We start from the raw sequence: 26391 nt of genomic DNA on the forward strand, positions 1-26391 counted from the left end.
TTGTTACATATTTAACAACAAAATATATTATTGTCATTAAATCAGATAATATTCTTATATTTAATTATGATTCTAGTTATATCATGAAAATACCATCAATTTTTTTGAACTAAGCTATCTGAATTTCTCTCTATCAATCAGTTACATATCAAGTATTATAAATAATAATGCAACACTAATCAGTTTTGAGGAAAGAAATGAGTAAATTATTGTTATTGAAATCAAGTATTCTAGCCGACTATTCACAAAGTAATAAAATGGCAGAATATTTTATTCAACAATGGCAGGAAAAAAATCCAACAGATGAATTAACTGTTCGTGATTTAGTCAATGACCCTATCCCAGCACTCGATGGTGAAATATTAACAGCATTTACCTCTGCTGACACGAAAACTGAGCAACAACAAGCACATTTGGATCTGTCAAATCAGTTAATTAATGAGCTTAATGATAGTGACGTCATTATCATTGCCGCCCCAATGTACAATTTTACTATTTCTTCGCATTTAAAACACTATTTTGATTTTATCGCCAGATCAGGCATGACATTTAAATATACTCAACAAGGTTCTGTGGGTTTATTGGAAAACAAAAAAGCTTATGTTTTGACTAGCCGTGGCGGAATATATAAGGATACACCTACTGATACTATGGTCCCTTATTTAACCTTATTTTTAAACTTCATCGGTATCACTGATATTGAATTTATTTTTGCAGAGGGCATTGCACTGAGCCCCGAGTTAGCAGAACAAGCCCATTTAAAAGCTAAAGAGCATATTGACAACCTTGTAGCTTAAATTTAAGTCTCTATTTCATTAAAGCAATCTACGTATTCCCCTTACTACCTTGGCGCACTTTTTAGTGCGCATTTTTATTTCTTCTTGAGCCACTGGCCGTTAATACCTCGAACATATTCCCCCGAACTTGCTCTTTCAACTAATTTTTGGCCTGCAATTCTAGCAACATCTTTAGTTTTAAGATTATTTTTCTGCGCGATTTCACTATATTTTAAATCACGCTCATGATTAATTTTATCTGTTAATTTAACAGCATCTTTATCATTTTGATCAACCGCAGCTAAATAACCGGATAATGTTTCACCAATCATACCGTGCTCTTTGGCCTCATCGACAGTAAGAGCATAAACAGAAAATGTACCAAATAGAGAACACAGAATAATAACTTTAATAAATGTCATCATTTATCATTCACCTCACCAAATAAGTCGCTATTTTCTTTAAGTAATTCCTCAACCTGGCGGTCAGCTTTTATTTGGATTTCATGTTCAATTTTAACATTCATATTTATATTGATCGGTTTATCGGGTGTTGCTACCTCTACTCTAAGGCAAGCCGACAAAGCAATAACCATAGTGACTAATAAGCTAATCTTTAATATTTTCACATTTATCCTTTATAGATTTTTTTCTAACCATTCTTCTAGACTGCTACCAAAGCGCAAGCTTCGCCAAAGTTGAAAGATGTTTTCTTCGTGCTGATAATTTAAATGTACTTCTCGCTTTTTCTTCTCTTGGGAATTATAACCCTCAAGGATAGTTTTCATTGATAATAAACCTAAATTGGTAATATTTACATCAGTTCGGCTACGCTCAATCTCAAGATATTGTAACCAACCAATTGCAGAACCCGCTGAAATATTATCTTTTTGGATTGATTCAACAAATTGTGTATCAAGTCTTAAGGTCAAAGGCCCACTATTTTCCATCCAACCCTTTTTTACTATCCATTCTGGGTTATTAAGGTAAAAAGGTAACTCCCCATTGACTCTTCCTGAAACGGCAAATTGGGATACTTTTAGTAAGGTAAATAATTGACTAAGCTCAATTTGATGTAGCTTAATTGTTGATGCCTTATTCTGTGGCCACCTAAGTAAGTCAAGGTGAACCTCTCCACCTAACATTTTAAAACCAACATTACTTAATGATAGCGGTTTGGCATCTGAAGGCGGATAAGTTCCGGTGAGATCGGCGGTTATGTCCGTCAGTTCAAATAAATTTGTTAATTGTTTTATTCGTAGTTCAACTGATGATTTCTCACCTAGCGTCCAAGTACTGTTTTTTAGACGCCACGGAAGAACGAAATCAAGTCCATTTATTTCCCCATCTTTTAACCACAAGCTTGTATTTGCAACTCGCCAATGTCCACCAGCAGTAAACCCCTCCTCCGGTGTCATTGAAAATGCAGCTTGAGAAAATAGTTTTCCTTGGCGCAGTTCAATACCTAAATCAACAGGAATTAATGTTTGAAATGCAGTTACTGACTGCTCAGGCCAACGAGCCTCACCTCTTAAGCGTTCGCCATCCCAACGACCAAAGATGACAATAGGCCCTACATTTTTAGTGCTTAGATCCCCCTTTAATTGGAAATCTGCAGGTGATTTACCTTTTATATCTGCTTTTGCGGTTATTTTCGGTAAGTAGCTATTAGTGCCAAATAGCATTCTATTGCTCGTCATTTCTAACGAACCATAAAAATTAGCTTTTTTCTCATCACGCTGCCATTGCAAAGGTTTGGTCAAAATCAATCGTGGAGAACTCATAGATAGCAAACCATACTTTATTTGGTCAAAACCTGTCGTTAAACTATTGAGTGTGATTAATGTATCTTGCCAATTACCTTGTCCTTTTATATCCCAACGCGCACTTAAAGCGGGTAGTCTTGCATTTCCCCAGTAATTCCAGAACCACTTGCCATTATCAATGGTAAATTTATTCGCACTGCCATCTAAATGAATCGCAAAATCGCCCCAATATTGCTCTTTTATTTTTAAAATAGCCTGTAAGCGACCTGAAATGCCTTCATGGCTTAAAGATGTGCCCGCTAATGGCAATCGGATTTCTTGTAGTAAAATAGTAGGCGAAACTCGTCCATAAGCTCTTAATAATGATCCAGGCAGAAACGAAATAGACGGTAGCGCTAATTGCCCCGTAATTTTGGCGGGTAAATTAATATCGACAGCAAGATCATTGTACTTAATTTGTCCATTTAACCTTAAATTTATATTGGCATCTAAAAAATTAATCTGGCTCGGTGGAAGAGTTAAAACAAGATTAGCTTTACCTTTACTCGCTTGAGTAATTATATTTAATCGCCCAGTAAAAACCATTTCACTCAATGTTTTATTCCAATGATCAATTTGCAGTGCTATGCCGCCCTGAACTGGAATATTGGCTTCTTGCCACTGCCATTGCCCTTGAGTAATTTTTAAATTTGTATCAGATAAATGCCAAGGTAAATTCAATATATCTTTTTGCTCATCTAAATCAGTTAGATTCAATGTGCCTTGGTTATTTTGCCATTCAAGTTTAGCGAGTAGCGATTTGTTAGGGGCTAATAATTTAAATTTAGCTTCGACTGCCCCATTTTCAGGTAATTTGTCTGCTGTAAGAGGAAGCTTTAAGCCCCCAGTTAATTCAACTCGCTGTTTGAATTCAGGTAAAAATACAGAAAAATCATTAATAACTAGCTGCTCATCCGCAGTAATCCGTGATGATACCTCTAAATTTTCACCGCGATAATCTAATTGTAGTGGGGATGCAGTGTTACTTCGTAACCAGAGGCTTCCGTTGTAATCTGACCACGGTTGGGTATCAACATTATCAATAACCAGTGAAAAGTAGGGGATATTATTGACTAACTCAGCAATATTTATTGGCTCAGAAGGATTATCCGTTGCCTCTATTTCATTTAAGCATACAGCGGAACTATTCAGACTATTAACTTTTATATGTAATGGAAGCCATGACGCTCTAATGTCATTAATTTCAAGTAAATGACACGTTCCCGCATTAAGCGTTATTTGATTGATTTGGAGTTGGTGGTTGTTAAATCTCGGCTGAGAAAGTGACAGGGTCACTGATGGAGGCAAGAAATGTGCAGCAACAATAGGAACCCAACGAGTAAACGTTACCCACAATAAAATAAAGAAAGCAAAGCTAATGCTACAAACCAAAAGTAGAATTTTACATGCCCTGTTCATTAATAGCTTCCTTGTTTCATCAGAGTGACACTATAGCCTTGATTATTTTTGATTCTATTTTCACATTAAATTGCTGTTTATGAAACATAAGCAATAATTAAAAGTAAACAGATACTAGTTTTCTCAATTTGTTGATGATTTACACCCCCAATTGTCTTATTCTGATCTTATATTTTGTAGGTTCTCTTTTTACCTACGCATTTGTTATTTTTGGTTCCTAATCATTTGTGGAGTCTCTCTGATGAAAATCGTTTCTTATAGTACCAAACAGTATGATCGTAAACATATGGAACAAGTCAATCAACAATCAGAGTTTAATTTTAGTATTGAATACTTTGATTTTCCATTGACGGTACAAACAGCAAAGAATGCCGTTGGTGCTGATGCCATTTGTATCTTTGTGAATGATGAAGCGACTCGAGAAGTATTAGAAGAGCTCGCAGCTCTAAATATTCGTATACTCGCTTTACGCTGTGCGGGTTTTAATAATGTTGACTTAAAAGCGGCAAGTGAACTTGGTATTCAAGTTGTGCGCGTTCCCGCTTACTCTCCTGAAGCTGTCGCTGAACATGCCGTAGGTATGATGCTATGTCTTAATCGACGAATTCATCGAGCCTATCAACGTACACGCGATGCCAATTTTTCCCTTGAAGGCCTGACAGGTTTCAATATGCATAACCGTACTGTGGGTATCATTGGTACAGGGAAAATTGGACAAGCAACTTTACGGATCCTTAAAGGTTTTGGAATGCGTTTACTTGCTCATGATCCGTATCCCAACCAAGTAGTATTAGATCTTGGTGCCGAATATGTTGATTTAGATAGCTTATATGAGCAGTCTGATGTTATTTCACTACACTGCCCTCTAACATCTGAAAATCATCACTTACTTGATGAAACTTCATTTAATAAAATGAAGGATGGTGTGATGATTATAAATACGAGTCGTGGTGCTCTTATAGATTCAGCCGCTGCGATAAATGCACTTAAATCACAAAAAATTGGTGCGCTTGGAATGGATGTTTATGAAAATGAACGTGACCTCTTTTTTGAAGATAAATCTAATGATGTCATCCAAGATGATATCTTCCGTCGCCTTTCATCCTGTCATAATGTGCTATTCACAGGACACCAAGCTTTTTTAACTGAAGAAGCATTAACCAGCATTAGCTTTACAACGCTAAATAATATTCGCCAAATAAGTCTAGGTGAAAATTGCCCGAATGTTGTTAAGCCTTCGTAGGATCTACTTATAATGAAACGTTTAATACCGCTGACATTATTCGGTCTATTATTAGCGGCGTGTCAAACACCAAGAGTTAATGCAGGAAATAACAATCAAGCGTTTGAACAAAAATTAATGCACCATAATTTTGTTTTGACTGAAGTAGATGGCAAAGCTATTCATAATAAACAAACTACTCCATCAATTTCATTTGGTGAAAAAATGTTTATTTCCGCCTCTATGTGTAATGATTTCAATGGATTTGGCGTAGTTAATAACGCTAAATTAACTGTTAAAAACCTAAGCAAAACAGAGCTCGAATGTGTAGATGAAGAGCTATCAAAGTGGGACTTATTGATTAACCGGATGCTAAGTAATGGTGCAACTATTAGCTACTCAAGTAATCGATTAGTATTGGTTCAAGGCCACTATCAGCTGGTTTACACACTACGTGATTATGTAAATTAAAATTCTGTAATTAAGATAACTACCGCCTAAACCCGCAGTTAAATTTTAGTTGCGGGTTTAGGATTTTCTGTATTGAAGACTCTTCAGCCATAATGGTGACTCACTTTGCTTGATCAAAAAGCAAGTTAACACGTGATCCCTGTGCCATACGAGTCATGTAATTTTGAATATTGGTACTAAAAGAGAGCTCAGCAACAATACTTAAACTACGAAGGATTGGAAAAATAATAAAATCATTTATATCGACGACTTCTTCACGGTTATCTAACCAAGCATCGAGTAATCCCATTTGCGGCTCTAATTCAACTAATAATGTATGGGCTTCTTTGCGTAATACTGATAAATCACCGTATGATTTTACAATCCGTTCAAGATATGCGGCTTTCGCCTCAACTGTACTTATTTCAGGAAAGTTAGTTTCAGCAAAACGTGGTGTTACTAGCCTGTGACTCACTCCTGATACTTCTTTGTACCATTGGTCAATTTGAGAAGAAACCTCACCATTGGCTAATTTTGGTTCACCTAGTTGATCGACATAATGCACTATATCCATGCTTTCAGGCAAAAAAGCACCATCCTCTTTTTGCAAAATAGGTAACATTTTTCGGCCAATCATACTTATCGGCGTTTCTTTATCGTCATCCATGAGGATAATTTGCTCGACCGCTATTTTTTTCAAACCAAAAATCATTCTAGCGCGAACACAAAATGGGCAATGGTCATAAATATATAATTTCATCATAAACCTCATGAATTGCGTAAATAAGAACCAAGTACTTATAGTATAATTGACCTCATCAATTTCGGGATGATTTTTACAACACTTTATTTTCTATAATAGAAATGACATTTTGGTACATAAAACTCTAAACCTATAAAAAACCAATAGCATGTTGTAACTAACCCTGTGTGGCTGCTATTTATTTTTAATTTACAGCATAATTTCTTTATTCATTCACAACTATATCTAAAATAATTCGAGTTGCGGGTAAGCTACAAACGAGGATAATAAGGGGCATATACAAGTATATGCCCTGGGTAGCTAAGTACAGCTAACAACCCTGCAATTTGCAGAATTATGAGCGAATCACTTATATCACATTGATTTTAGAAGAAAAATAATGTTAACCTTTGAGTCTGTTTGAAACTAAAATCCTAACAATGACGCTTTTTATTACAGCAGTAGTAGTTTTTAATTAGTAGTTCAAATAAATTATTCAATATTATATAAATGATTCAAATAATTTAACAAGTCATTATATAAACAATATCATTACACTCGACATTAAATTAATTAACATTTATTTCATTGATTATTTTATTTGAATGGCTATCGAATGTAAATAAATCAATAATTCCATATCGTTGATAATAATAAAGTTTTTATATGAAACTACTATCATTTGGTTATGTGTTTTTATATTAGCTATCCATATCATATATTTAATAAAAATATCCTTAAAATTAATCCGTGCTTTTTTTTAACACTCATAAAAAAGGCCTTACTATTAACAATAGTACTACCTTTTTAGTTAGTTCTCACATAGGTTAAAATTATAAAATATTTATAATATAAATAGCTATTTAATCTTTAAGTTTTCGCTTTTTTTTAATATAATAAGAACGTGTAAACTATTTAATAATAATAACCCTTCAAGCAAGTTGAGGATATCATATGGACATTCATAGTATTATTGGTATCAAAATAAAAAATCGGAGAAAAGAACTAGGCCTTTCAGGGACTAATTTGGCGAGTAAATTAAATCTAAGTCAACAACAGATATCTCGTTATGAAAATGGTGTTAATAAAATTCCTATTAACCACTTAATGGATATTGCTGCTGTTTTAAATTGTCCTATCGAGTGGTTTTTTCAAGATTATTCGGATGATAATACAAATAAGCTAACAAATTCAATAAATCAAGAATTGAAATATACTGCTGAAAGCATCGTTATTGCATCTAAAAATCATTCTTAAAATAATCTCACTCCGCTCTCTTTTAAAAGAAAGTGCTAATAAAAATGACAATGACATAGATATCAACATACTATGTTATTTTCATTTAACTTCTTATCTTTTATTAATGTTGTTCCCATCAAAAAGGCTAATCTTAAATTTACAGATTAGCCTTTATTTTTAACTAATTTAGGTTTAATGCATCAATTAAAAAATTTAAGTTATTTAACTTAATACTCATTTAGTCATAAGTGATATCAAAAACCATTTTAGAATTAACTTCACCTGCTGATATTTTCTGACCATATTGGTAATATCTTGCGGTATATTTCAAATCAAGATATTTATTTTGTTGATCTATTAATCTACCAACCTTATAAATTTGATTAAACATAATTGGCTTTTTGTTTTCTTTTTCTAAAACTTGTATTCCAACACCTGCCGCACCATTAGATGATTGAATCTGATTTATTAAAACACCTTGGTTATTATTCATACGTGGTGGTATATCACCATTAAATGTCAGATTAACATTTGCATAACCCGTTACACTAACACCACCACTGCATATCAACCTGAGATCAAAATCTTTTTCGCCGGCGGTTGTACCCACACCACTTAATTGAGCTCGCTTGATAGGGTCAAGAACAATATTCTTTTCTTGCCCTCCTTCCACCTGGCAAGATGGTGAAACAATAGTGATCGCATGTGCATCCAATTTTGTAATTAAAAAAGGATTATTATTTGGAATATAGCCATATGATGTATAAAGACCGCTCGCTATAGTACCCGATCCTGTCACTGGGGCTGTTTTAACTAAAGTAAGAATAAACGTCGAACCCGCCAAATAATAATTTGAAGTATTCGGGGCATAAAAAACATCAGGATATGTCATCCTAACAGCACCTTCGCGGTGAAATTTCATGCCAATTCCAGGAACATTGGTCTGATAAACTTTATTTGAAAGTGCCGTTAAGGTTGGCATGGTAACTTGTGCCGTTATTACTGTTCCTTTCTTACAGTTAGCATAAATGGCATTTGCATTTTCTCGCATTTCCCATGTTTGCTCTGCAATTACATCTCCAACATTGAGATTAGGATCAACAATAACCCTTCCCATTTGCATATTTAGTTCGTAGGTTCTTGTTGAAGTGCGTGTACAAGAAGCTGAAGCATAACTTGCAGTAAGAAAGACACCAATTCCAATATACCAGTGCCATTGTTTCATTATTGACATAAAATTTCCTTACTGTTCCCAGCTTCTAGAGAGAATGAGCATTGACCATTATCCCATTTAATAACCGCATCTTTAGCTGTTTCGCTACTGACAAATACCGAGCCACCTTGCCCAACAATACCAATCGATTCACCTTGTAAATTAGTTACGTTTGCACCAAAGGGTATAGACTTATTAGCTGGTCTTATAACATTAAACGCAATGTTTCTTTCCACTTTAGTGCCAAACTTTACCTTAACTACACTGCCTTCATAAGGAACGACTTGTATAGAGGTATTTTCGAAAACGATATCTTCTGGGCTACCTTTCGGATCAATTTCAACATTATTAATTCGATAAGCCCTAACATATGGCGCAACCGCATAGCCATTGCCATCAATCCGAGTGCCCGGGGCTCCCATAATAGATGCACCTTCTGCTCCTTTTGCTTCAATTAACGCCAATGTTGATGAATTATTCGGGGTCAATGTAACTCCACCGGAGTGCACAACAACCGAACCGTTCGCTCCAACCCCAAATTGGCGGTATCCCTGGCCTTGGCTATAATTTGCATTGGTATTTATTAATGAAGATCGATAACCCGTATTTAGTCCAATATTCTTTTGACCACCATTGGCAACCGAAGTATTCACGCCATAGGTCCAATTGTTATCTCGGTCGAATGCTCCACTTGCACCAATTTGGCTAGAACCAAATTTTTCATTATTGAAAATTGTATTTGATGTCAATGTCGTGCTTTGGCTTTCACCAAAATACAGTGGATAACTTAAATTTAAACTAATACGATCATCTTTATTGTTGTTATTATTTTCTTCATAGACTCTCATAAGTGATACGCCATAAGAGAGACGATTAAGATTGTTGTTGTAGCTAAGTTGGTATTGTTTTTCTGTACCTGATTTATCCCAATAATTAGAAATCCGTCCTGTAAAATAGAACCCGCCATAACCATCTGGGAGATTTTGGTTAACGGTGTAGCTGAATCCATTTTTTTCACGACCTAGGGTATCCACAACACCGCGCTTATCATTATCTATTGCGTATAACGCGTTACTAACACTGTAGTAATCTTTAGTAGAATATCGATAAGCTGCTAATACTAAATTGGTATCAGTCTGTGTAAATAAGCGGCTAAATGTTAAACGGTAGCTTTGCCCATTTTCAGTTTTATGTTTAAACGCAGTCCGCGATTGCGTTAAATCAACAGCCACTGCACCAATTCCTGTGTTAACACCCGTTCCAATTAAATAAGCTTGATAATCATCAAATGCGGTCACTCCACCAAAAAGTGTGAATGTATTATTCAAGCCATGTTGGATGCTGCCTTGCATAATAAACGGACGATTACGCAAACCATCAGCATCTGCCTTGCCTCCTGCAACTTGATAACGGGTAAAACCTGGACGCAGTAATTGTGCTAATGAAGAATATGGCACACTAAAATTTGTTTCGCTTCCATCGGCTTCTCTTACAGTAACAACTAAATCATTACCGTAACCAGATGGATAAACATCCGTCAGATTAAATGGACCCGGTGAAACGGTCGTTTGGTAAATAATTGAGTCATTTTGTTTCACGGTAACTAAAGCATTGCTCTGTGCTATTCCCCTAATTTCGGGAGCGTATGTTGACATACCATCAGGGTACATATTGTCATCAGTTGCTAACTTCGCCCCTCGTAAACTAATGCTATCGAATAAGTCACCATCTGTATAAAATTGACCTGCCGTTGCTTTCGATTTTAAAGCCGCTATCGGTTTTTGCAGATAGGTTTGATTGCTATTCCAGTTTGTACCGTCATTACGCTGCCAACTAAGATTGCCTAAATGCTTAAGTAACCAACCATCGAAACTTAAACCTGCATTTAATCCGAGATAAGCACTCGCATTATTTGTGCCTTGTGAGCCACTAGAATGACTATCATAATAGTTGGCCATGTAGCCAATATTTAAAGCTGGAATACCCGTTTCCCAAAATTGGGGGGCAACATAACCACGAGAAGTTCTCTGCTCATATATTTGAGGGACAGCGATGTCTAAGCGTAATGTAGAAGAATGAAAAGTATCAACGACATCTTTTTCATTATTCCATTCTTTCAACGGTAAACAGGCATCATTGTCTTTACTGATTTTTGAATTTAATTTTTCGACATTGACGCCAAAATCAGAAAGCATTGCAGGTGTATAACACACAGCTAACTGACCATTTTTTTGTGCCTCAAAATTGAGATCATAGCGTCCCTTCCAATTGTTGTTTGTATAAACATCCACTGAATATTTGCCAGGACTGATCCCTGAAGAATTGAAACGTTTTAAGTCAATATCTTCTTTACTGCCTATAATAAAACCACTATTGAACTCATAGGCTGTATCTTCTTCGCCCCATGCATAAAATGCAGGTAACATGCATGCGGTAACAAAGCAGGTCACAGAGAGTGTATTGCTATATTTATTTATTAACTCTCGCTGTTTCATTATATATTCCTATTTAACGGTAGTTTTTACCGCAATATCTGATCCATAGTCATTAATATTATTAATTACGATATTACTTCCTGATTTTAAAGCTTGTTTTAGCATGACTATAGATTCGCTTTTGGGCGCTAATAATGCTGTTTTTTCATTTAATGCTGTTTTACCATCAGTCGAAATTTTAGTGACAGTAATAAAATAAGGTGTCGGATTATCAATGATAATATTTTTACCATTCGTTTTAACGACAAGTTGTTCTGGTGCTAATTCGCGGCTACTTAAACCAGCTGGACGATAAAAGAATTTAAAACGGGAACGGATTGCTAATTGCAATACATTCTGGTTCTCACCATCTTTAGCTTTAACCATCGGAGGTATATCTAAAATATTTAACCACCATAGACTCTCTCTATCTTGAGCTACACTCGCTTTATTCATTAATTTAATTCGCAGTGTTTGCCCTCCTTTCGCTTCAATACGCGAAATTGGTGGAGTAATCTGAAATGGTGTTTTTATTGTATCTGGAGTTTCTGAGGCATCCCCTGTATCAAGCCACGCTTGCGCAACAGCTGGACGATCTGCCGTATTATTTAATTGCACGGTGATTTCTTTTTCATTTCCAGGGTAAATAAACCGTGTGCCATTAACGATAATATTATTAGCGAACGAATACATACTGAAAATGAAGCAGAATATAAATACTATTACTTTCATTGATACCTCAAAAAATAAAAGCGGCAGTATACCTACCGCTTATTAAAGTAATACTAATTATTCCAATATTTAAATATCGTTTATATAAATAGTACTAATACGAAATTAATCATTTATATATTTATTGGTAAGTGATTTCATAAGTTGCGTAACTTTGTACTTCACCGGTAGTTACGGTAGTTGGCGTTGAAGTTGCGTAACCAACGTAATATTGGAAACGAGCGCCATCTTTAACTTTAGTGGTATCACCCGTTACTTTCTTTTGTGCCGCATCACCAGGAATGATTTTTCCTTTTAAGTCTGATTCGTCAGAAGTTGAAAGCGCGAGTTGAATATTTTCAGCACCAGTTGTTTCAGTATTGGCTAAATAACCAACAGCATTACCAGCAGCACCTTGCAATAAATTTCCGCCGGTCCATGTAATACCTAATTTATCACCAGCGATCGCATCAGGCGATCCCGCAGCTAAACAGTTAGTCACATCAATAACAAAAGGTTTCGCTTTCAAGTATGAATCCGCACCACCAGCACGAACTTCAGCTAAAGAAACTGGTGCTAAATAAACGCTAGCATCGCTACCTTGACCATCAACAGAAACAGTACAAGAAACATCAGTCACTTTACCGTGGAAATTAACTTGACCACCGCCTACATTCATACCTGCAGCATGAGCTGTAGAGAAACCAATAATCGCAGTTGCAACTGTAGTTAATAATACTTTTTTCATTTTCAATTCCTAATATGAAGGTTTTATTCTTACATTAAAAAGAACTTATTAAGTTTTCATTTTATTTCGAGGGGAAAAGTAAAAAATAAAAAATAAACCACAGTTTATTGGTGGTTATCTGTATTTATCTTTTAGCTTTGAGCCATTCGCTTTAATGCAAATAAATATATTCTTAATTAGTCCTATTTCGAATTAATAATCATATCGCTGTATGATTTCGAAATGAGGATACATAAAAACTTAAATTTTATTAAATCGTTTTTACCATCACTTATTAAATTTTTGATAGTCACGACCTATCAAAAGCAGTGTATTAATTGATATTCCTGATTTGTTGGTTTCGCTGATTTACTCGAATATAGACAAAAATACAGCTAAAAAGATCGTTATTATTAATTTATAATATTTTATTTTTAATTTTTAAATTTTAAGTTTTATATAAATTGATAAAAAGTGATATTACAGACAAAAATGACATGAAAATTCATATTAAGATACTTTTTGAAGTGATTCGTTAAGAGGGGTAATCTTAATTCGACTACTTACTTACCTTCAATGTATTAAATAATCTAATTAATTTATTTTGTTAGTAATTAATAAAAAAAAAGCGAAGTAAAATAATATATTGAATTGTTATTGTTTAAACCAAAAAAACACGAGAAAGGAGTTTAACGGGATTTATGTTCTTCCAAGCCTTAATAATTAGATTTATACCTTTATTAATTTAAATAAACAATTTAACAAACTATGTTAATTTAAATACAAAGAATGAATTGGGAATCATCTAAAACATATAATCAATGAAAAAGCAGAAAAAGCGCAATTTAATTCGATATTGGTGCAAATATGCTCCCAATCAATACTCTTAATTGGATTATCTCTTTTTGTTGCTATGTTAGATAAAATTATCATTTTTTTTGGCGTAATATAAAATTTATTGATGCAGATTTACTAGTTTAAATTTTTTATAAAAAAACACATCTAAGTAACAATATGAAATACATGATTTTTTTATACTCCTCACCACGACTAAAAATACCGTCTAGAGCATGATTTTTATCATTAAGAATAATCTTAATTTACTCTCATGATGTGTTAAAGTGTGATTTAAGTTCTGTTTCGCTCTTATAATGACTACTTATTGATCAATATTATTTCTAAAAAATAATTTTACACGTTCATAAAAAAAACAATCGCTCAAATAAGCTAATTTATTGCAGCTATTTATATAACATAAAATACTCGTCTCTTTTTGAGAATTACAATTTAACTAATATGCGACATAAGAAGAAAAAAATATTTTATATCAATAATTTGCACTATATAACTTAAGTTAACTTTTCATTCATGGTATGTACTTCTAAAACTCCAGCAACATTCTATTCAAATTAAGAGCATGGCTATTTTTCAATCAAAAATGAGGTGTTTGGTAATAATAATCCATATTTATCTAAGCTAACGCTTACCTCTCCATCAATTAGTGAACTCACTATTTACCTACCCTCTATTGAAGAATAAAGTTATAACTATCATGTTTACCTATGTGATGAAACTTAATCAACAATCAGTCAAAATAGCGAATATCGTTAAATATCAATTTGTAAAATGCAAAAAACCTCAATTAAGAGGCTTTTTAACGAAAAATTTAAGTGAAAATAACCTTATTGATGATCTTTTCTGTACAAATTCCACTCTTCAATTTTATCGCCTGACGGCAGAGTACAATATGCAATATCACCCGTTGAAGATGTTACAAAATCAAGTGTTCCACCGAGTTGTTCACAATACACCGAAGCTGGGTTTGCCATTCCTATTTTTTGCTGATCTTCTGTCTTAGGCTCATTCATTGAGCATCCAGCTAAAATAACCATCATTGATAAAAAAAATAATTTTCGCATATACATTCCTATGTAAATACAGTTGTATCTTCAATTTTCAAACCAAACATCTTCGTAGCCTTCCCTATCGATAATAAATTTACTTCCTTCTGGCAAGCATAGGTATTTGATTACTTCAGGTAATTCTTGCTGTAAATGTTGAGTGTGGATTGCCTGATAAAAATCATTTGCTTCAGAATGCTCCCCACAGTGAAAAAACCAACTAATAGTCCCATTTTCAGGTAGCTTAATACGTGTACCATATATTGGGTTAAGACCAAGCGTCCCCAAAGCAATGGCTACATGACCATCCGGTAACTGAGGTAATACGTTATATTTACTGCATATTTCATTTTGCTGAGTATCGGGTAAGCTTACGCGATTATTAGGCATTATAGACCTTTCTGATTTATGACTATATTCATAAAAATACAAAATTTAATTTTGATAAAAATAACATTGAGAGAGATAAAGATTCGTTTTAATAACCGAGGTATGACGTGGAATATTCAGCCATACACTAATGCAGAGATTGCTTTAAAGGTATAACGACATAGATGAGATATATTTTTAAACCAATGACTATTTAAAGTTAGTTTAAATAGAAGCCAACTGAATGGCTTTCAAATATCCCATCCATGCCCCAAGAGACATATCAAATGACTGCTTAATTAAATAAAATTAGACAGTTATCCTCTACCTTTTGGTTTATTCATAATATGATCTTCCCAATCTACCACATCGATTTCTCTTACCGCAATATGGCGAACGGAGATACCTTCATTATGCATTGCGACCTTTGAACCCGTTTTTAGGGGATGCCAAGCTGGCAAGGACTTCCCTTCTAATAAAAGACGGTAAGCACAGGTTGTAGGTAACCATTCAAACGTCTCTAAATTATGACGATTAAGCTTGATACAATCTGATTCATACTCAAATCTATTTTCATAATGTTTACACTGACAGGTTTTTAAATTCAACTGATTACAAGCAACATTGGTAAAATAAATTTCGTCTGTATCCTCATCTATTAACTTGTGTAAGCAACATTGCCCACAGCCATCACAGAGTGATTCCCATTCATCGTCACTCATTTCATCTAACGTCTTAACCTGCCAAAACTGCTGAGACATAATACTAATTAATCCTATACTAAATAACTCGAGCCGTTAGCAAGTTTTCATTTATTGATAGCTTTAACATATCACCTGAAAATAAAGGACCGACGCCTTCAGGTGTTCCTGTCAAAATAATATCCCCTGCCCGCAAAGTGAAAAAGCGAGACATATAGCTAATAAGCGGTAAAACTGGCGTGATCATATCACGTGTTGAGCCAGACTGACGAATTTCGCCATTGACCTCAAGTGATAACTGTATATTTTGCAAGTCACTTGAAGAACTCATCGGAATAAAACCCGATATAGGGCAAGAGCCATCAAATGCTTTGCTTTTTTCCCACGGTTGACCCGCTTGTTTAAGTTTAGCTTGTAAGTCTCTTAGTGTTAAATCTAATGCAACCGCATAGCCCGCAATGGCGCGAGAAACTCTGTCTTCATCGGCATTTTTCAACGGCATGCCAATCAAAATAGCCAGTTCAATTTCATGGTGAACTTCGCCTAAATTTTTTGGGATAACAATAGGTTGATTGATATCACACAATGCGGTTTCTGGTTTGATAAAAATAACCGGCTCATCCGGATGTGCTGAGCCCATTTCTTTAATATGTTTCACATAGTTACTACCAACACAAACAACCTTGTTCGCAGGAAAATCAAGTAAAGTACCTTGCCAATCGCGATGTTGATACATAGAGGACACTCCTATTATCGTTATTGTATTTTATTAGCAATACCGTCTGCCATCATGCAAACGCTCAGCGCAAAATAATAAGAGCGGTTCCAGTGCATGATTGTACGGAAATTATCAGTAACTAAAAATGTTCTTCCTTCTGGATCATCTGGGATAACAACCCATGTTTTTACATTGGGATCTAAATTGGCAAATGCAGGTAACTTAACGCCCAATTGTTCCCATTGTTTAACGGTTTTTCCTTGCTCTGCCTTCACGCCTTCCAAACTACGCTCAAAATCAACAGGCAGAGTGACTTGATAGCCCCAAGGTAATCCTGACTGCCAACCTTCGGTAGATAAATAATTAGCAATAGAAGCAAAAACATCTGATTTATTACTCCATATATCCATCTTACCGTCGCCATCACCGTCTGCTGCATATGATAAATAGGACGTTGGCATGAATTGACTCTGTCCCATAGCCCCAGCCCAAGAGCCTTTTAATTGCTGGTCTTCTGGAATATAGCCTTTATCCATTATCTCAAGCGCAGCTAATAATTGTTTGCTAAAAAGCGCTTCTCGGCGACCTTCAAAGGAGAGTGTTGCTAAAGCCGAGATAACATCTTCTTTACCTTGAGAACGGCCAAACCCACTTTCAAGGCCCCATAAAGAAACAATAAATTGAGGTGGTACACCATATTTTTGACTGGTAGCGTCTAACGTAGACTGATTTTCAAAATATTTATCAGCCCCTGCGTTTATTCTTGATTGAGGTAAAACATTTTTTAAATAACTCGCAAGCGTAACCGTTGCACGTTTTTCCGGTTGGCCTTTATCCGCTTTCACAACTCTTTCAATAAAATGGATATTCGCAAAACCACGCTCAATTGTTGATGCTTTAATACCTTGCGCTTGCGCATGTTGTTTCAATAATTCTACATAAGCTGGAAACTGTGAAGGTTCACGTCGGTCAATTGGAAAAGCTTTATCTAGGTCAGCAACTTCTTTTACTATTGCAGCTTCTTGCTCAACAGTAATTTTTTCTGTGGTTATTGTTTTAGGTTGCTGCGCAGTGCAACTTGCTAAAAATACACCAGCGACTAATGTATATAATAAGGTGGGTTTCACTGTGATCCTCCAGACGTTATTAATTTTTAAGGATTATCTTAATTTGTCTTAATGACTTTCGTCCCTGTATTCAGAAAGTAAATCTTCAACTGGAGGTGGAAATTGCAGGTAATAACCGACTTCAGCGAGGTCAGTTCTAACTCGCTCAACGTCAGCATTGGCAAGCTTTTCACGTTTGTCTAGGGATATCACCATGGCAAATTGAGGCTTACCAAATTGTTTTAATAATTCTTCTGGTACACGTGAAAAATCATCTTTCTTTTCAATATAAAGATATGTTTGATCACGGTTTGGACTTCTATAAATTGCACAAATCATTATATTTAACTCTTTTTCTTAGTTCATTAGCTTGCTTGAATAATACAGTAACTATAACATGCTATTGTTTTACAGAATATCTTCACCCGAGGATTGTTTCGGAAATTTTAATTTGCTGAGTCTAGATAGATGCCACAATCGCCAATAGAACTTAAAGGCAGTAGTTTTACTCTTTCAGTTATTCACTTATACAGTGAAGAGCCTAAACTCATCAAAAAAGCGCTGCGAGATAAAGTAAGCCAAGCTCCTGACTTCTTAAAAAATGCCCCCGTTGTGATTAATATTGCGGAACTCACGCCCAATGCTGATTTATACAGTATTCATAAGGCTATTGTTTCTGCTGGCCTACGGATCGTTGGTGTCAGCGGTTGCACAGATCCACTTTTAAGAAAGAAAGTTAACGATGCTGGCTTGCCGGTACTGAGTGAGGGGAAAAGTCAAAAAACGGTTGAAATTCAGCCTGAAATTGTACACTCCGAGCCTGATATGATTGTAGTACCGCCAACGAGTGAGTCTAGCTATCGAAAAACCCGTATTATTAATACTCCTGTACGCTCTGGTCAGCGCATTTATGCACCAAATAGCGACCTTATCGTAACAACAAATGTCAGTGCGGGTGCTGAATTGCTAGCAGATGGTAATATTCATATATATGGCGTGATGAGAGGCCGCGCACTAGCAGGTGCCTCCGGTGATGTTGACAGTCAAATTTATTGTACGCATTTGCAAGCAGAATTAGTTTCGATTGCAGGTGAGTATTGGCTGAGCGATCAAATACCGACTGAGTTTCTCGCCAAAGCAGCTAGACTGTGTTTAGTTGATAATAAACTTCATATTGAATACTTAAATTAGACCTTATTTACAAGGAATTATTCATGGCACGCATAATTGTTGTTACTTCTGGTAAAGGTGGCGTTGGTAAAACCACTTCGAGCGCGGCCATAGCTACCGGCCTGGCACAAAAAGGGAATAAAACCGTTGTGATCGATTTCGATATCGGTCTACGTAACCTTGACCTCATTATGGGGTGTGAACGTCGAGTAGTGTATGACTTCGTTAATGTCATCCAAGGCGATGCAACCTTAAATCAGGCATTAATTAAAGATAAACGCACAGAAAATTTATTTATTCTTCCTGCTTCTCAAACTCGCGATAAAGATGCTCTAACACGTGAGGGAGTTGAAAAAATACTTGATGAATTAAGCGATAATCTTGGTTTCGATTTTATCGTTTGTGACTCACCTGCGGGTATTGAAAGTGGTGCTTTAATGGCGCTCTATTTTGCTGATGAAGCGATTATTACTACAAACCCTGAAGTATCTTCCGTTCGTGACTCTGACCGTATTTTAGGTATTTTAGCCTCTAAATCTCGTCGTGCCGAAAGAGGTGAAGACCCGATTAAAGAACATTTACTGTTGACACGTTACAACCCTGGCCGCGTGAATCTGGGTGATATGCTTAGTATGGAAGATGTACTCGAAATTCTTTGCATCCCATTAATTGGGGTTATTCCAGAAGATCAATCTGTACTGCGTGCATCCAACCAAGGTGAGCCTGTTATTTTAGATATCGAATCTGATGCAGGCCAAGCCTATGATGATTGTGTTAAACGTATTTTAGGTGAAGACCTCCCTATCCGATTCATTGAAGAAGAGAAAAAAGGCTTCTTAAAACGCCTATTTGGGGGTAAATAATGGCTTTATTGGATTTCTTTCTGTCGAGAAAAAAAGCGACAGCGAATATCGCAAAAGAGCGATTACAGATTATCGTCGCAGAACGCCGCCGCGGAGATACCGAACCTGCATATCTGGCTGATATGAAACGTGATATTTTGCAGGTTATTTGTAAATATGTTCAGGTTGATCCTGAAATGTTAACAATGCAATTTGAACAAAAAGGCGATGATATTTCTGTTCTTGAATTAAATGTCATGTTACCTGAAGGTGATGACATTAAAGTAACAGAAAAATAAGATCGCGAAGAAGCCGCTGTAAAATTTATAGCGGCTTGCTTTTTTATTGCCACCAAAATACCGACATTAGCATTTTCATTGCTAATGTATTTCCATTGTCATTTGTAAATCTTACATATTATTTATCTAATGAAAATTGAATTCTAATACTATTCAATGCGTTTACATTTTCAGGTTTTACCCCAACAGATTTATAACGTTTAGCAGCATCAAGCACCGCATTACCAAATATTTTACTGTGCTCAGACTCCACAACCGAAACATTGATCAATTCCCCTTGTGGCGTAATTTGAAAATGAACAATCACCGAACCTTCCATATGCATTGTTCTTGCCCGCCTTGGATACTTTTTATGGCGATCTAATTCATTGCGTACTTTTGCTAGATAGCTTAATCGAATATCGTTGATATTTTCACCCACCATCACCGTTTGCTGTTCCCCTTGTAGCCCTGTAGCTTGTGATTGCGTTTGATTTTCACCTGCTTTGAATTGCTGCTCAGTATCATCAATGTTTAGTTTCTTAGCGATAATCGTAGATTTAACCCTTTTTATAGGTTGTATTTCCGGTGTTTTCCTTGGCTTCTCAAGGTTAGCTTTCGTTTTTGGTGATCTATCTTCACTCGCAATTTCACTTCGTTCTTTAGCGACTTCAATGACCGCTTTTTCTACTTCAACCGATGAATTGATTACCCCACCGGTATCAACTGTTACTTCTTCAACCTTAGCAATATGTTTTTCAAGAAGAAATTGATCCATAGAAACTGTCATCACCGTAGAATTAATAGGAACCGTAATTTTTGCCGATACTGAACTGATTTGATGGCTGTAATATAACAACCCAGCATGTAACAAAAGTGAGCCGATAACGGCATAAACAAAACGTAAATGGGTCATGATTTTTTGCCAATAAAAAACCCCTTATCTCAAAAGTATAAGGGGTTAATTGTTAGAATTTGCTCGTTACATTAAAGCGTATTGCCCTACCCGGTGCCGGCATCATGCTACGTGTTAATGGGTCAATATAATATTCATCTAATAGATTGGTCGCTAAAAGCTCTAATGATAAATCTTTATTAACTTGGTAATTGACATAAGCATCTGTTGTAAAGATAGCATTCCAGCGCATTGGGCTATTATTTAAAGGTGCAAAATGATACGGATACTTATTCATCATCGCTTTTTCATCTTCATTTTGCGCTTTACTGTGATAACGCATACGGCTGCCCACTTCCAATGCTTCATCTAAGAAACGCAGCCCAAAATTGGCATGAATACTGTACTTAGGCTGTAGCTGTGTGCGCAAATATCCACCAGGAAACCCCGCCGTCGTGCACTCTGAACCACCATGCTGATTATAGGGATCCATTTCCATAAAAGAGATTTCATCGCAAACTTCATTTTTTAAACGATAATCTAAACCTAGGTCACCAAAAACCCAACCATTGTCATAGCGCGCTAATAATTCTATTCCGGCGGTTTTGTGCTTATCGACTTGAGTAAAAATTAAGTCCATATCCCTATCAAAAGCATTAGACACTACGGTGTTATAATAATTTATTCTGAAATCAGCGTGATTTTGTGCATTTAATAATTCTTGGAAATTACGCACATAACCAACTTCTATTGTATGGCTACGCTCAGGTAAAAATGTAGGTGGAACATAACTAACCCCTCGACTACTTGAAAAACCGACGGTGTCCTCAAAGAGACTCGGCATCCTAACGGTTTCTAAATAACGCGCGAATATACGGTCATTGTCTGTGATATATACCGTTGCACCAAAGGCGGGAGCCCAAGCTGCATCTTCATTTCTTTTCGGTTTCTTAAACCTTTCAGCTTCAGTGAATCTAATTTCATCCCATTTTTTCCCTTCCGCATCACTCGCCATTAATCGCTTCGCTACCAAGCCTGTCACAGGGTCAACGACTTCTTTTTTTAGATCAATTTCACCATTATAGTAAGGATTATTTTCTCTAGTCAGTCGATTATTATCATCAAACTTCCATTTAATATGCTTATTTTCATATAACCTAAATTCAAACTTTTGAGCATGTGGGGTAACTTGGTATCTATATGCAGCCTTATTTAATGATCCTTTAGGTAAATCTAATGCTTTTTCAATAAATCTAGTTTTTGTAAACCTGCCATTATCTAAATCGATATAACGATTATTTTTTTCATCAATATAACTATTTATTTTTTTATATTCTTCCTGTGTTAACACTCGCGATAGTTGGCTATTTCTCGCTATTTTGCGGCTTACCCGTGCAAACGTTGCATCTTTGACTGCTATCCTTCTCTCCTTTAAGGTGTCCCTAGACCAATAACTAATATATTGAGCCCCCGCATTAAGACTTAACCAATCCGTTGGTTGCCAATCAAGCCTTACTGCACCGTTATATTCCCTGCGTTTTCCTTCCCTTGGAACAGCACGGAACAAACCACTTATCGGAACTGCATTCGAATTATAAACATCATCTCTGCTACCAATTTTTTCATCAATTAAATTTCCCATTAAAGTGATTTTAAACTCAGGCATTAATTGAAATTTATTGGATAACGAAACCCCATAGCGGTCATTAAGCTGATTTAATTTAATACCATTAACTAACGTACCATCAATACTTGGATTTCTAGGTTTCTTGTTATTTTTATACTCATAAGACCAATCCCTTTGCATTGGCTCCCTAGGTTGCCCCCCCGCAGTATTCGAATTTAAATCAGTTTTTGTTAGCCAATACCCGATACGAAAATCAACCCAACTATTGGATTCTGGTTTAAATGAATAATTCGCATAAAAGGTATTTAACGTTAGATTAGCGAGAGGCCACTGTGGAATATTGCCCGTTAAATCATGATAACGAATCTGTGATGGCATTATCTCCCCGTAGTGGCTGGTTGTGCGCAGATAACCAAGGGATACATCTTGTGCATTGGGTAGCATAAAATTTAATTTTGCCAGTAACGTAGACATTTCATTTGACGTGTTACCGACTTCCTTATTGGGGGCATAAATTTTTGCCACAAACGGCATATAAGGGTCGATAGCTTTTTGCGGTTGTTTTGGGTCATAAGTAATGATTTCGCCATAATATTGATCCGCGCCACGGCTACCAGCAAAATAATTTCCTTGGTTTCGATAACTATAGGCCAACATAAGGTCAAACTTTTCTTGCCGTGTCCCAATGGCAAAACGGGCTGCATTATCTTGTAAATTGAAAAAATTCGCGTTTCCTTTAGAGTGGGGATCAACTAATACTTGGTGGTCTTGGAAATAGATCCCTCGAAATTTTTGATAATCCAGTGTTTCCAATAGGCGTTTATCATCTCGATAATCCACACCATGGTTTAACCTATTAATTCTCGGTTTTGTTGAGTTACTGCTAGTTTCGAGCTTGATGTCAAAACCAAATTGTTCGTCTACATCAACAACATCATCAATACCAATCGTCGTTATTGCAATCCCGCCACCGGTTGAAGTGCGGACATCACGGTCAAGTGTGGCACTTTTCATTACCTTGATACTGCTAATCATATTCGGATCAATATAATTGCGGTTATTAGCACCATTATAGCCACGCCAGACGGTGATCGCTTGTTCGGTACCATCCACTGTAACTGGGACACGGCCTTGCCCTTGGATCCCGCGTACATTAGGGTCTAATGCTCCACTATTACGCGCATCACCGCTATATACACCGACGGCATGGTTAATTGTATCAGCCGGATTAGTCCCCTTATAACGTTCAATTTCTTCTTTACTGATATAAATATTCGATTCATCTTTATCATACTGGTCGTCAGCCCCTTTCCTATCACGCTCTTTGATAGTAGCTGTTTTATCATTAACCATAATAGAACCGATATTATCGCGCTCCTGTGCATATAATAGATGTGGAATACTACAAACAGATAACCCTGTCGCAATATTAATTGCTATCACAGTTTTTACTTTCATTATCCCTTCCGGTGAACATTAGAATTTTTTGGTAAAATTAACACCGACCTCACTTTGCTTAAAAGCATAAATAATATTCGCAGTACTTTTATTTACTTGACTATTAAAATACACAGAGGGTGTAAAGCTTAATATTTTATTACTCTCTACTGTAACTTGTGTATTTAAATACCAATTATGATCTTTTCTTTTTGTATTAATATAATCATCGAATTGCTTGAATTTCGTATATTTATAACCAGTAACAACCAATAGTTCATAGGAGCCAACCATTGTTAACATGCCAATTTTAGAACCATACTGCTGATAACTATCACTTTGGAATTTCTTATTCCTATTTACCCCGTGTATTTTCCCAAAAACCACTAATCTTGGGTTAACCAAGTAGGTACTCATAAAAGAATAGGTTAATTTATTACCATCATTAAAATGATATTCATCAATATAGTTTTTACTTTTCACCTCTAAATCAGAAAATAATGTTATTTTATTGGTTAATTCATATTCTGCTGCGAATTTTACCCCTAGGCTTAAGTTGTTGTATTGATTGTCGCGCCACCTCGCTTCAATAACCGGCAATAGACGGATTTTTTTATTTGTTTTCTCAAATTGATATCCCCCTTTGAAAGAAGCACTTTTTTTTCTTGTTGAAACTGCTTTCATCGGCTCTAAACCAACAACATCAAATAATAATTGTGCTGTGTGGTTGCCTGATAATGGGTAACGTTTTGATAACTCAATGGCATAATGCCATTGCCCGCCCGCTATCGACTTGCTACCACTTCCCATGCATCTTTTACGAAAGCAATAGAGGTCACGATTATTGGATGCTTCATTTAAATTAAAATCATAACTAGAACCAATTTTCACTGTCCCTTGCCAACTGTTTTTGCTTTTTAAAATTCTTATTTGGTTATTAATAAAACGACTTAAGTTTAATGGTAATTTTTTTTCATATTTATTTATTAATGTTTGATAAACCAACAAAGCATCTTCATAACGTTTGATAGAAATAAAGGCAACGGCTAATTTTAATTCAATCATTAATAAATTAGGTTGTTCTAACAAAATTTCATTATATAAAGTAACTGCCGTATCATACTCTTGATTTACTATCGCCTTTTCAGACAATATATATCTAACCAAATTTTTATCATGCTTCTCATGGCTGATATATTCATCAATGATTTCATTTACTTTATTAAAATCTCTTTTTCGAATCAAATCATAAAGAACAAAACCTAACTCGTCGACATTTTTTTGATTTTTTTTTGTGAAATCAATTTTAACATTAGGGTTTATATCATTGTTTAGATTTAAAACATCAATAAGTCTATCCTCTAACTTGTCGTTGGCAAATACAGAAATCGAGAAAACACATGACATGCATATAATATATATTTTAATTAATAACCTAATTAATATAAACATTGGTAACCTGCGACTTTATTACTAAATAGAAAAAGTAGACAAAATACTATTTTGTCTACTTTTATTGTTTTACTCATTTTTAAATATAATTATTAGTCTTTTGTACCACCAAATGCGGTATCCATCTCTTCATGACCATCAAATGAGGTAATACCTGCCACCTGCTCTGCGTTATCACCAAAGAATTGCCCCATGCTACTACCCGCTATGGTGTCATTAGCGATAGCATTACCACTGAATTTCCCTTGGTCTTCAATATTTCCACTCATTGAAATTTTTAATGCTTCCCCTTGCAATGAGCCAGTATATGACTTATCACCAAAGTCAGCATTAAATGAACCAGCTAGCTTTGCTTCACCATCAAATTGATTAACCCCTTCTAGGGTATAGCTGGCTTGACCACTTGTAGGAACGGCTGTGGTGGCGTTTTCACCCGAGAAATACGCCGTATGAGTCTTATCTCCTTCTCCCCCTGTTTGTGACCAATCACCAAAGTACACTTCAGCATCAGCAACTTGGCTAAATTGGAATTTACCCATACCACCATGTGGGCTACCATTACTTTCCAGTACAAACACATGGTCTGGTTTATTATCTACCATATTTTTCAAACCGGAAAATGAGATTGTTTTCCCATTTCGCATATGACGCGAACCAATACCAGGGCTACCTAATGCGCCACCATGTGGTCCCATGGTTGATTCGGTTTTATCAATTCTGATATCGACAATATTATGATCATAACTTTGACTTTGCCCTGATTGTGTTTCGGCTAAAGCTAAAGATGAGAGGGTTGCTAATGATATTGATAATGTCATTACCGATATTTTATTCATATATATCTCCATTTAATTTCATAGTTAATCTATTATTAATCGGGTGTTTATCCCTTAGTCATGATTAGTCATTCCGTTACTAACCGTGACTGAGTATATGAAGAAGATATTTATTTACAAATATCAACCATATAATTAAAAGATGAATTATTAATAATGAAAATTTGTTTTATTTGTTTGTTTTCAATGAATTAAATAAATAACAATCATTGCAGCTCTAGTTATAATAATTAATAATGCCGTTAATTTTTAGTTTTTAACCGAGATTCCGCAGCCAATTTT

25 protein-coding genes are annotated in these 26391 nt (G+C 35.6%); 7 read left to right on the top strand and 18 right to left on the bottom strand.

Annotation, left to right across the window (positions count from 1 at the left end; translation table 11 throughout):
- Window positions 1–197: 197 nt before the first annotated feature.
- Window positions 198–797, top strand: coding sequence for an FMN-dependent NADH-azoreductase (locus M998_RS01710; protein WP_068443653.1), 600 nt, complete (start codon window positions 198–200; stop codon window positions 795–797).
- Between the two features lie 74 nt (window positions 798–871).
- On the opposite strand, the gene M998_RS01715 is transcribed toward M998_RS01710, so the two are convergent.
- From M998_RS01715 to M998_RS01725, 3 genes are read right to left on the bottom strand one after another with little or no spacing between them, the layout of a single operon-like run.
- Window positions 872–1201 carry a YdbL family probable chaperone protein gene (locus M998_RS01715; protein WP_068907232.1) on the bottom strand — a complete coding sequence of 110 codons (330 nt, stop codon included), beginning with the start codon at window positions 1199–1201 and terminating at the stop codon, window positions 872–874.
- The gene (locus tag M998_RS19715; protein ID WP_082787580.1) at window positions 1198–1371 is read right to left on the bottom strand and encodes a YnbE family lipoprotein; all 174 of its coding nucleotides are present in this window, start codon (window positions 1369–1371) and stop codon (window positions 1198–1200) included. Before M998_RS19715 ends, M998_RS01715 begins: the two co-directional genes overlap by 4 nt.
- A gap of 42 nt (window positions 1372–1413) precedes the next feature.
- The gene (locus tag M998_RS01725) at window positions 1414–3999 is read right to left on the bottom strand and encodes a YdbH family protein (RefSeq protein ID WP_068907233.1); all 2586 of its coding nucleotides are present in this window, start codon (window positions 3997–3999) and stop codon (window positions 1414–1416) included.
- Window positions 4000–4240: 241 nt separating this feature from the next.
- Between M998_RS01725 and M998_RS01730 the strand changes: the two genes are divergently transcribed.
- Together M998_RS01730 and M998_RS01735 are read left to right on the top strand one after the other, a co-directional pair.
- Window positions 4241–5242, top strand: a complete 1002-nt coding sequence (locus M998_RS01730; protein ID WP_068443643.1) for a 2-hydroxyacid dehydrogenase — start codon at window positions 4241–4243, stop codon at window positions 5240–5242.
- A gap of 12 nt (window positions 5243–5254) precedes the next feature.
- Window positions 5255–5692 carry an META domain-containing protein gene (locus M998_RS01735; protein ID WP_068443641.1) on the top strand — a complete coding sequence of 146 codons (438 nt, stop codon included), beginning with the start codon at window positions 5255–5257 and terminating at the stop codon, window positions 5690–5692.
- A 100-nt stretch (window positions 5693–5792) separates the two neighbouring features.
- On the opposite strand, the gene grxB is transcribed toward M998_RS01735, so the two are convergent.
- Complete coding sequence (gene grxB, locus M998_RS01740) at window positions 5793–6434, bottom strand: glutaredoxin 2 (RefSeq protein ID WP_311136263.1); 642 nt, start codon at window positions 6432–6434, stop codon at window positions 5793–5795.
- A gap of 933 nt (window positions 6435–7367) precedes the next feature.
- Between grxB and M998_RS01745 the strand changes: the two genes are divergently transcribed.
- Window positions 7368–7670, top strand: coding sequence for a helix-turn-helix domain-containing protein (locus tag M998_RS01745; protein WP_068907234.1), 303 nt, complete (start codon window positions 7368–7370; stop codon window positions 7668–7670).
- Window positions 7671–7890: 220 nt separating this feature from the next.
- Here M998_RS01745 and M998_RS01750 read toward each other — a convergent pair whose 3' ends face one another.
- From M998_RS01750 to M998_RS01795, 10 genes are all read right to left on the bottom strand, one after another.
- Window positions 7891–8886: a fimbrial protein gene (locus tag M998_RS01750; RefSeq protein WP_068443631.1), complete on the bottom strand. Its 996-nt coding sequence runs from the start codon at window positions 8884–8886 to the stop codon at window positions 7891–7893.
- On the bottom strand, window positions 8877–11360 hold the full coding sequence (locus M998_RS01755; RefSeq protein WP_068907235.1) for a fimbria/pilus outer membrane usher protein: 2484 nt from the start codon (window positions 11358–11360) through the stop codon (window positions 8877–8879). The genes M998_RS01750 and M998_RS01755 overlap by 10 nt, the downstream gene beginning before the upstream one ends.
- A gap of 9 nt (window positions 11361–11369) precedes the next feature.
- On the bottom strand, window positions 11370–12071 hold the full coding sequence (locus M998_RS01760; RefSeq protein ID WP_068443627.1) for a fimbrial biogenesis chaperone: 702 nt from the start codon (window positions 12069–12071) through the stop codon (window positions 11370–11372).
- Between the two features lie 121 nt (window positions 12072–12192).
- The gene (locus tag M998_RS01765) at window positions 12193–12798 is read right to left on the bottom strand and encodes a fimbrial protein (RefSeq protein ID WP_068443625.1); all 606 of its coding nucleotides are present in this window, start codon (window positions 12796–12798) and stop codon (window positions 12193–12195) included.
- Window positions 12799–14459: 1661 nt separating this feature from the next.
- The gene (locus tag M998_RS19990; protein WP_068907236.1) at window positions 14460–14696 is read right to left on the bottom strand and encodes a putative hemolysin; all 237 of its coding nucleotides are present in this window, start codon (window positions 14694–14696) and stop codon (window positions 14460–14462) included.
- Between the two features lie 30 nt (window positions 14697–14726).
- Window positions 14727–15068, bottom strand: a complete 342-nt coding sequence (locus M998_RS19995; protein ID WP_068443618.1) for an immunity protein Imm33 domain-containing protein — start codon at window positions 15066–15068, stop codon at window positions 14727–14729.
- A 296-nt stretch (window positions 15069–15364) separates the two neighbouring features.
- Window positions 15365–15808, bottom strand: coding sequence for a cysteine cluster protein YcgN (gene ycgN, locus M998_RS01780; protein WP_068443615.1), 444 nt, complete (start codon window positions 15806–15808; stop codon window positions 15365–15367).
- 19 nt (window positions 15809–15827) lie between these two features.
- Window positions 15828–16484 (bottom strand): fumarylacetoacetate hydrolase family protein, encoded by a 657-nt coding sequence (locus tag M998_RS01785; protein WP_068907237.1) that lies wholly within the window; start codon window positions 16482–16484, stop codon window positions 15828–15830.
- A gap of 20 nt (window positions 16485–16504) precedes the next feature.
- Window positions 16505–17593 (bottom strand): lytic murein transglycosylase, encoded by a 1089-nt coding sequence (locus M998_RS01790; protein WP_068907238.1) that lies wholly within the window; start codon window positions 17591–17593, stop codon window positions 16505–16507.
- 48 nt (window positions 17594–17641) lie between these two features.
- On the bottom strand, window positions 17642–17911 hold the full coding sequence (locus M998_RS01795) for a YcgL domain-containing protein (protein ID WP_068907239.1): 270 nt from the start codon (window positions 17909–17911) through the stop codon (window positions 17642–17644).
- Between the two features lie 129 nt (window positions 17912–18040).
- Here M998_RS01795 and minC point away from each other — a divergent pair, with 129 nt between their 5' ends.
- Genes minC through minE form a run of 3 tightly spaced genes read left to right on the top strand, consistent with a single transcriptional unit; the run spans window position 18041 to window position 19883 of the window.
- Window positions 18041–18763: a septum site-determining protein MinC gene (gene minC / locus M998_RS01800; protein WP_068907241.1), complete on the top strand. Its 723-nt coding sequence runs from the start codon at window positions 18041–18043 to the stop codon at window positions 18761–18763.
- Between the two features lie 23 nt (window positions 18764–18786).
- On the top strand, window positions 18787–19605 hold the full coding sequence (minD, locus tag M998_RS01805) for a septum site-determining protein MinD (protein WP_068443599.1): 819 nt from the start codon (window positions 18787–18789) through the stop codon (window positions 19603–19605).
- Window positions 19605–19883: a cell division topological specificity factor MinE gene (gene minE / locus M998_RS01810; RefSeq protein WP_068443594.1), complete on the top strand. Its 279-nt coding sequence runs from the start codon at window positions 19605–19607 to the stop codon at window positions 19881–19883. Before minD ends, minE begins: the two co-directional genes overlap by 1 nt.
- Window positions 19884–20001: 118 nt before the next feature.
- Here the strand turns inward: minE and M998_RS01815 are convergent, their stop codons facing one another.
- The 4 genes from M998_RS01815 to M998_RS01830 form a co-directional block, all read right to left on the bottom strand.
- Window positions 20002–20778: an energy transducer TonB gene (locus tag M998_RS01815; protein WP_068443591.1), complete on the bottom strand. Its 777-nt coding sequence runs from the start codon at window positions 20776–20778 to the stop codon at window positions 20002–20004.
- A 52-nt stretch (window positions 20779–20830) separates the two neighbouring features.
- Window positions 20831–23842, bottom strand: a complete 3012-nt coding sequence (locus M998_RS01820; protein WP_068907243.1) for a TonB-dependent receptor domain-containing protein — start codon at window positions 23840–23842, stop codon at window positions 20831–20833.
- An 18-nt stretch (window positions 23843–23860) separates the two neighbouring features.
- Window positions 23861–25273 carry a surface lipoprotein assembly modifier gene (locus M998_RS01825; protein ID WP_082912986.1) on the bottom strand — a complete coding sequence of 471 codons (1413 nt, stop codon included), beginning with the start codon at window positions 25271–25273 and terminating at the stop codon, window positions 23861–23863.
- A gap of 92 nt (window positions 25274–25365) precedes the next feature.
- Window positions 25366–26109, bottom strand: coding sequence for a Slam-dependent surface lipoprotein (locus tag M998_RS01830; RefSeq protein ID WP_068907246.1), 744 nt, complete (start codon window positions 26107–26109; stop codon window positions 25366–25368).
- Window positions 26110–26391 lie beyond the last annotated feature (282 nt).

The organism is Providencia heimbachae ATCC 35613 (assembly GCF_001655055.1).
In the GTDB taxonomy this organism is placed as follows: Bacteria; Pseudomonadota; Gammaproteobacteria; order Enterobacterales; family Enterobacteriaceae; genus Providencia; species Providencia heimbachae.

Bases quoted from the DNA above. Each gene is read 5' to 3' on its own strand.
- M998_RS01825 (WP_082912986.1), bottom strand. From the start codon at position 25,273: ATGTTTATATTAATTAGGTTATTAATTAAAATATATATTATATGCATG.
- M998_RS01715 (WP_068907232.1), bottom strand. From the start codon at position 1,201: ATGATGACATTTATTAAAGTTATTATTCTGTGTTCTCTATTTGGTACA.
- M998_RS19990 (WP_068907236.1), bottom strand. From the start codon at position 14,696: ATGCGAAAATTATTTTTTTTATCAATGATGGTTATTTTAGCTGGATGC.
- M998_RS01755 (WP_068907235.1), bottom strand. From the start codon at position 11,360: ATGAAACAGCGAGAGTTAATAAATAAATATAGCAATACACTCTCTGTG.
- M998_RS01725 (WP_068907233.1), bottom strand. From the start codon at position 3,999: ATGAACAGGGCATGTAAAATTCTACTTTTGGTTTGTAGCATTAGCTTT.
- M998_RS01815 (WP_068443591.1), bottom strand. From the start codon at position 20,778: ATGACCCATTTACGTTTTGTTTATGCCGTTATCGGCTCACTTTTGTTA.
- ycgN (WP_068443615.1), bottom strand. From the start codon at position 15,808: ATGTCTCAGCAGTTTTGGCAGGTTAAGACGTTAGATGAAATGAGTGAC.
- M998_RS01730 (WP_068443643.1), top strand. From the start codon at position 4,241: ATGAAAATCGTTTCTTATAGTACCAAACAGTATGATCGTAAACATATG.
- M998_RS01750 (WP_068443631.1), bottom strand. From the start codon at position 8,886: ATGTCAATAATGAAACAATGGCACTGGTATATTGGAATTGGTGTCTTT.
- minE (WP_068443594.1), top strand. From the start codon at position 19,605: ATGGCTTTATTGGATTTCTTTCTGTCGAGAAAAAAAGCGACAGCGAAT.
- grxB (WP_311136263.1), bottom strand. From the start codon at position 6,434: ATGATGAAATTATATATTTATGACCATTGCCCATTTTGTGTTCGCGCT.
- M998_RS19995 (WP_068443618.1), bottom strand. From the start codon at position 15,068: ATGCCTAATAATCGCGTAAGCTTACCCGATACTCAGCAAAATGAAATA.
- minC (WP_068907241.1), top strand. From the start codon at position 18,041: ATGCCACAATCGCCAATAGAACTTAAAGGCAGTAGTTTTACTCTTTCA.
- M998_RS01820 (WP_068907243.1), bottom strand. From the start codon at position 23,842: ATGAAAGTAAAAACTGTGATAGCAATTAATATTGCGACAGGGTTATCT.
- M998_RS01760 (WP_068443627.1), bottom strand. From the start codon at position 12,071: ATGAAAGTAATAGTATTTATATTCTGCTTCATTTTCAGTATGTATTCG.
- M998_RS01765 (WP_068443625.1), bottom strand. From the start codon at position 12,798: ATGAAAAAAGTATTATTAACTACAGTTGCAACTGCGATTATTGGTTTC.
- M998_RS19715 (WP_082787580.1), bottom strand. From the start codon at position 1,371: ATGGTTATTGCTTTGTCGGCTTGCCTTAGAGTAGAGGTAGCAACACCC.
- M998_RS01830 (WP_068907246.1), bottom strand. From the start codon at position 26,109: ATGAATAAAATATCGGTAATGACATTATCAATATCATTAGCAACCCTC.
- M998_RS01795 (WP_068907239.1), bottom strand. From the start codon at position 17,911: ATGATTTGTGCAATTTATAGAAGTCCAAACCGTGATCAAACATATCTT.
- M998_RS01735 (WP_068443641.1), top strand. From the start codon at position 5,255: ATGAAACGTTTAATACCGCTGACATTATTCGGTCTATTATTAGCGGCG.
- minD (WP_068443599.1), top strand. From the start codon at position 18,787: ATGGCACGCATAATTGTTGTTACTTCTGGTAAAGGTGGCGTTGGTAAA.
- M998_RS01745 (WP_068907234.1), top strand. From the start codon at position 7,368: ATGGACATTCATAGTATTATTGGTATCAAAATAAAAAATCGGAGAAAA.
- M998_RS01710 (WP_068443653.1), top strand. From the start codon at position 198: ATGAGTAAATTATTGTTATTGAAATCAAGTATTCTAGCCGACTATTCA.
- M998_RS01785 (WP_068907237.1), bottom strand. From the start codon at position 16,484: ATGTATCAACATCGCGATTGGCAAGGTACTTTACTTGATTTTCCTGCG.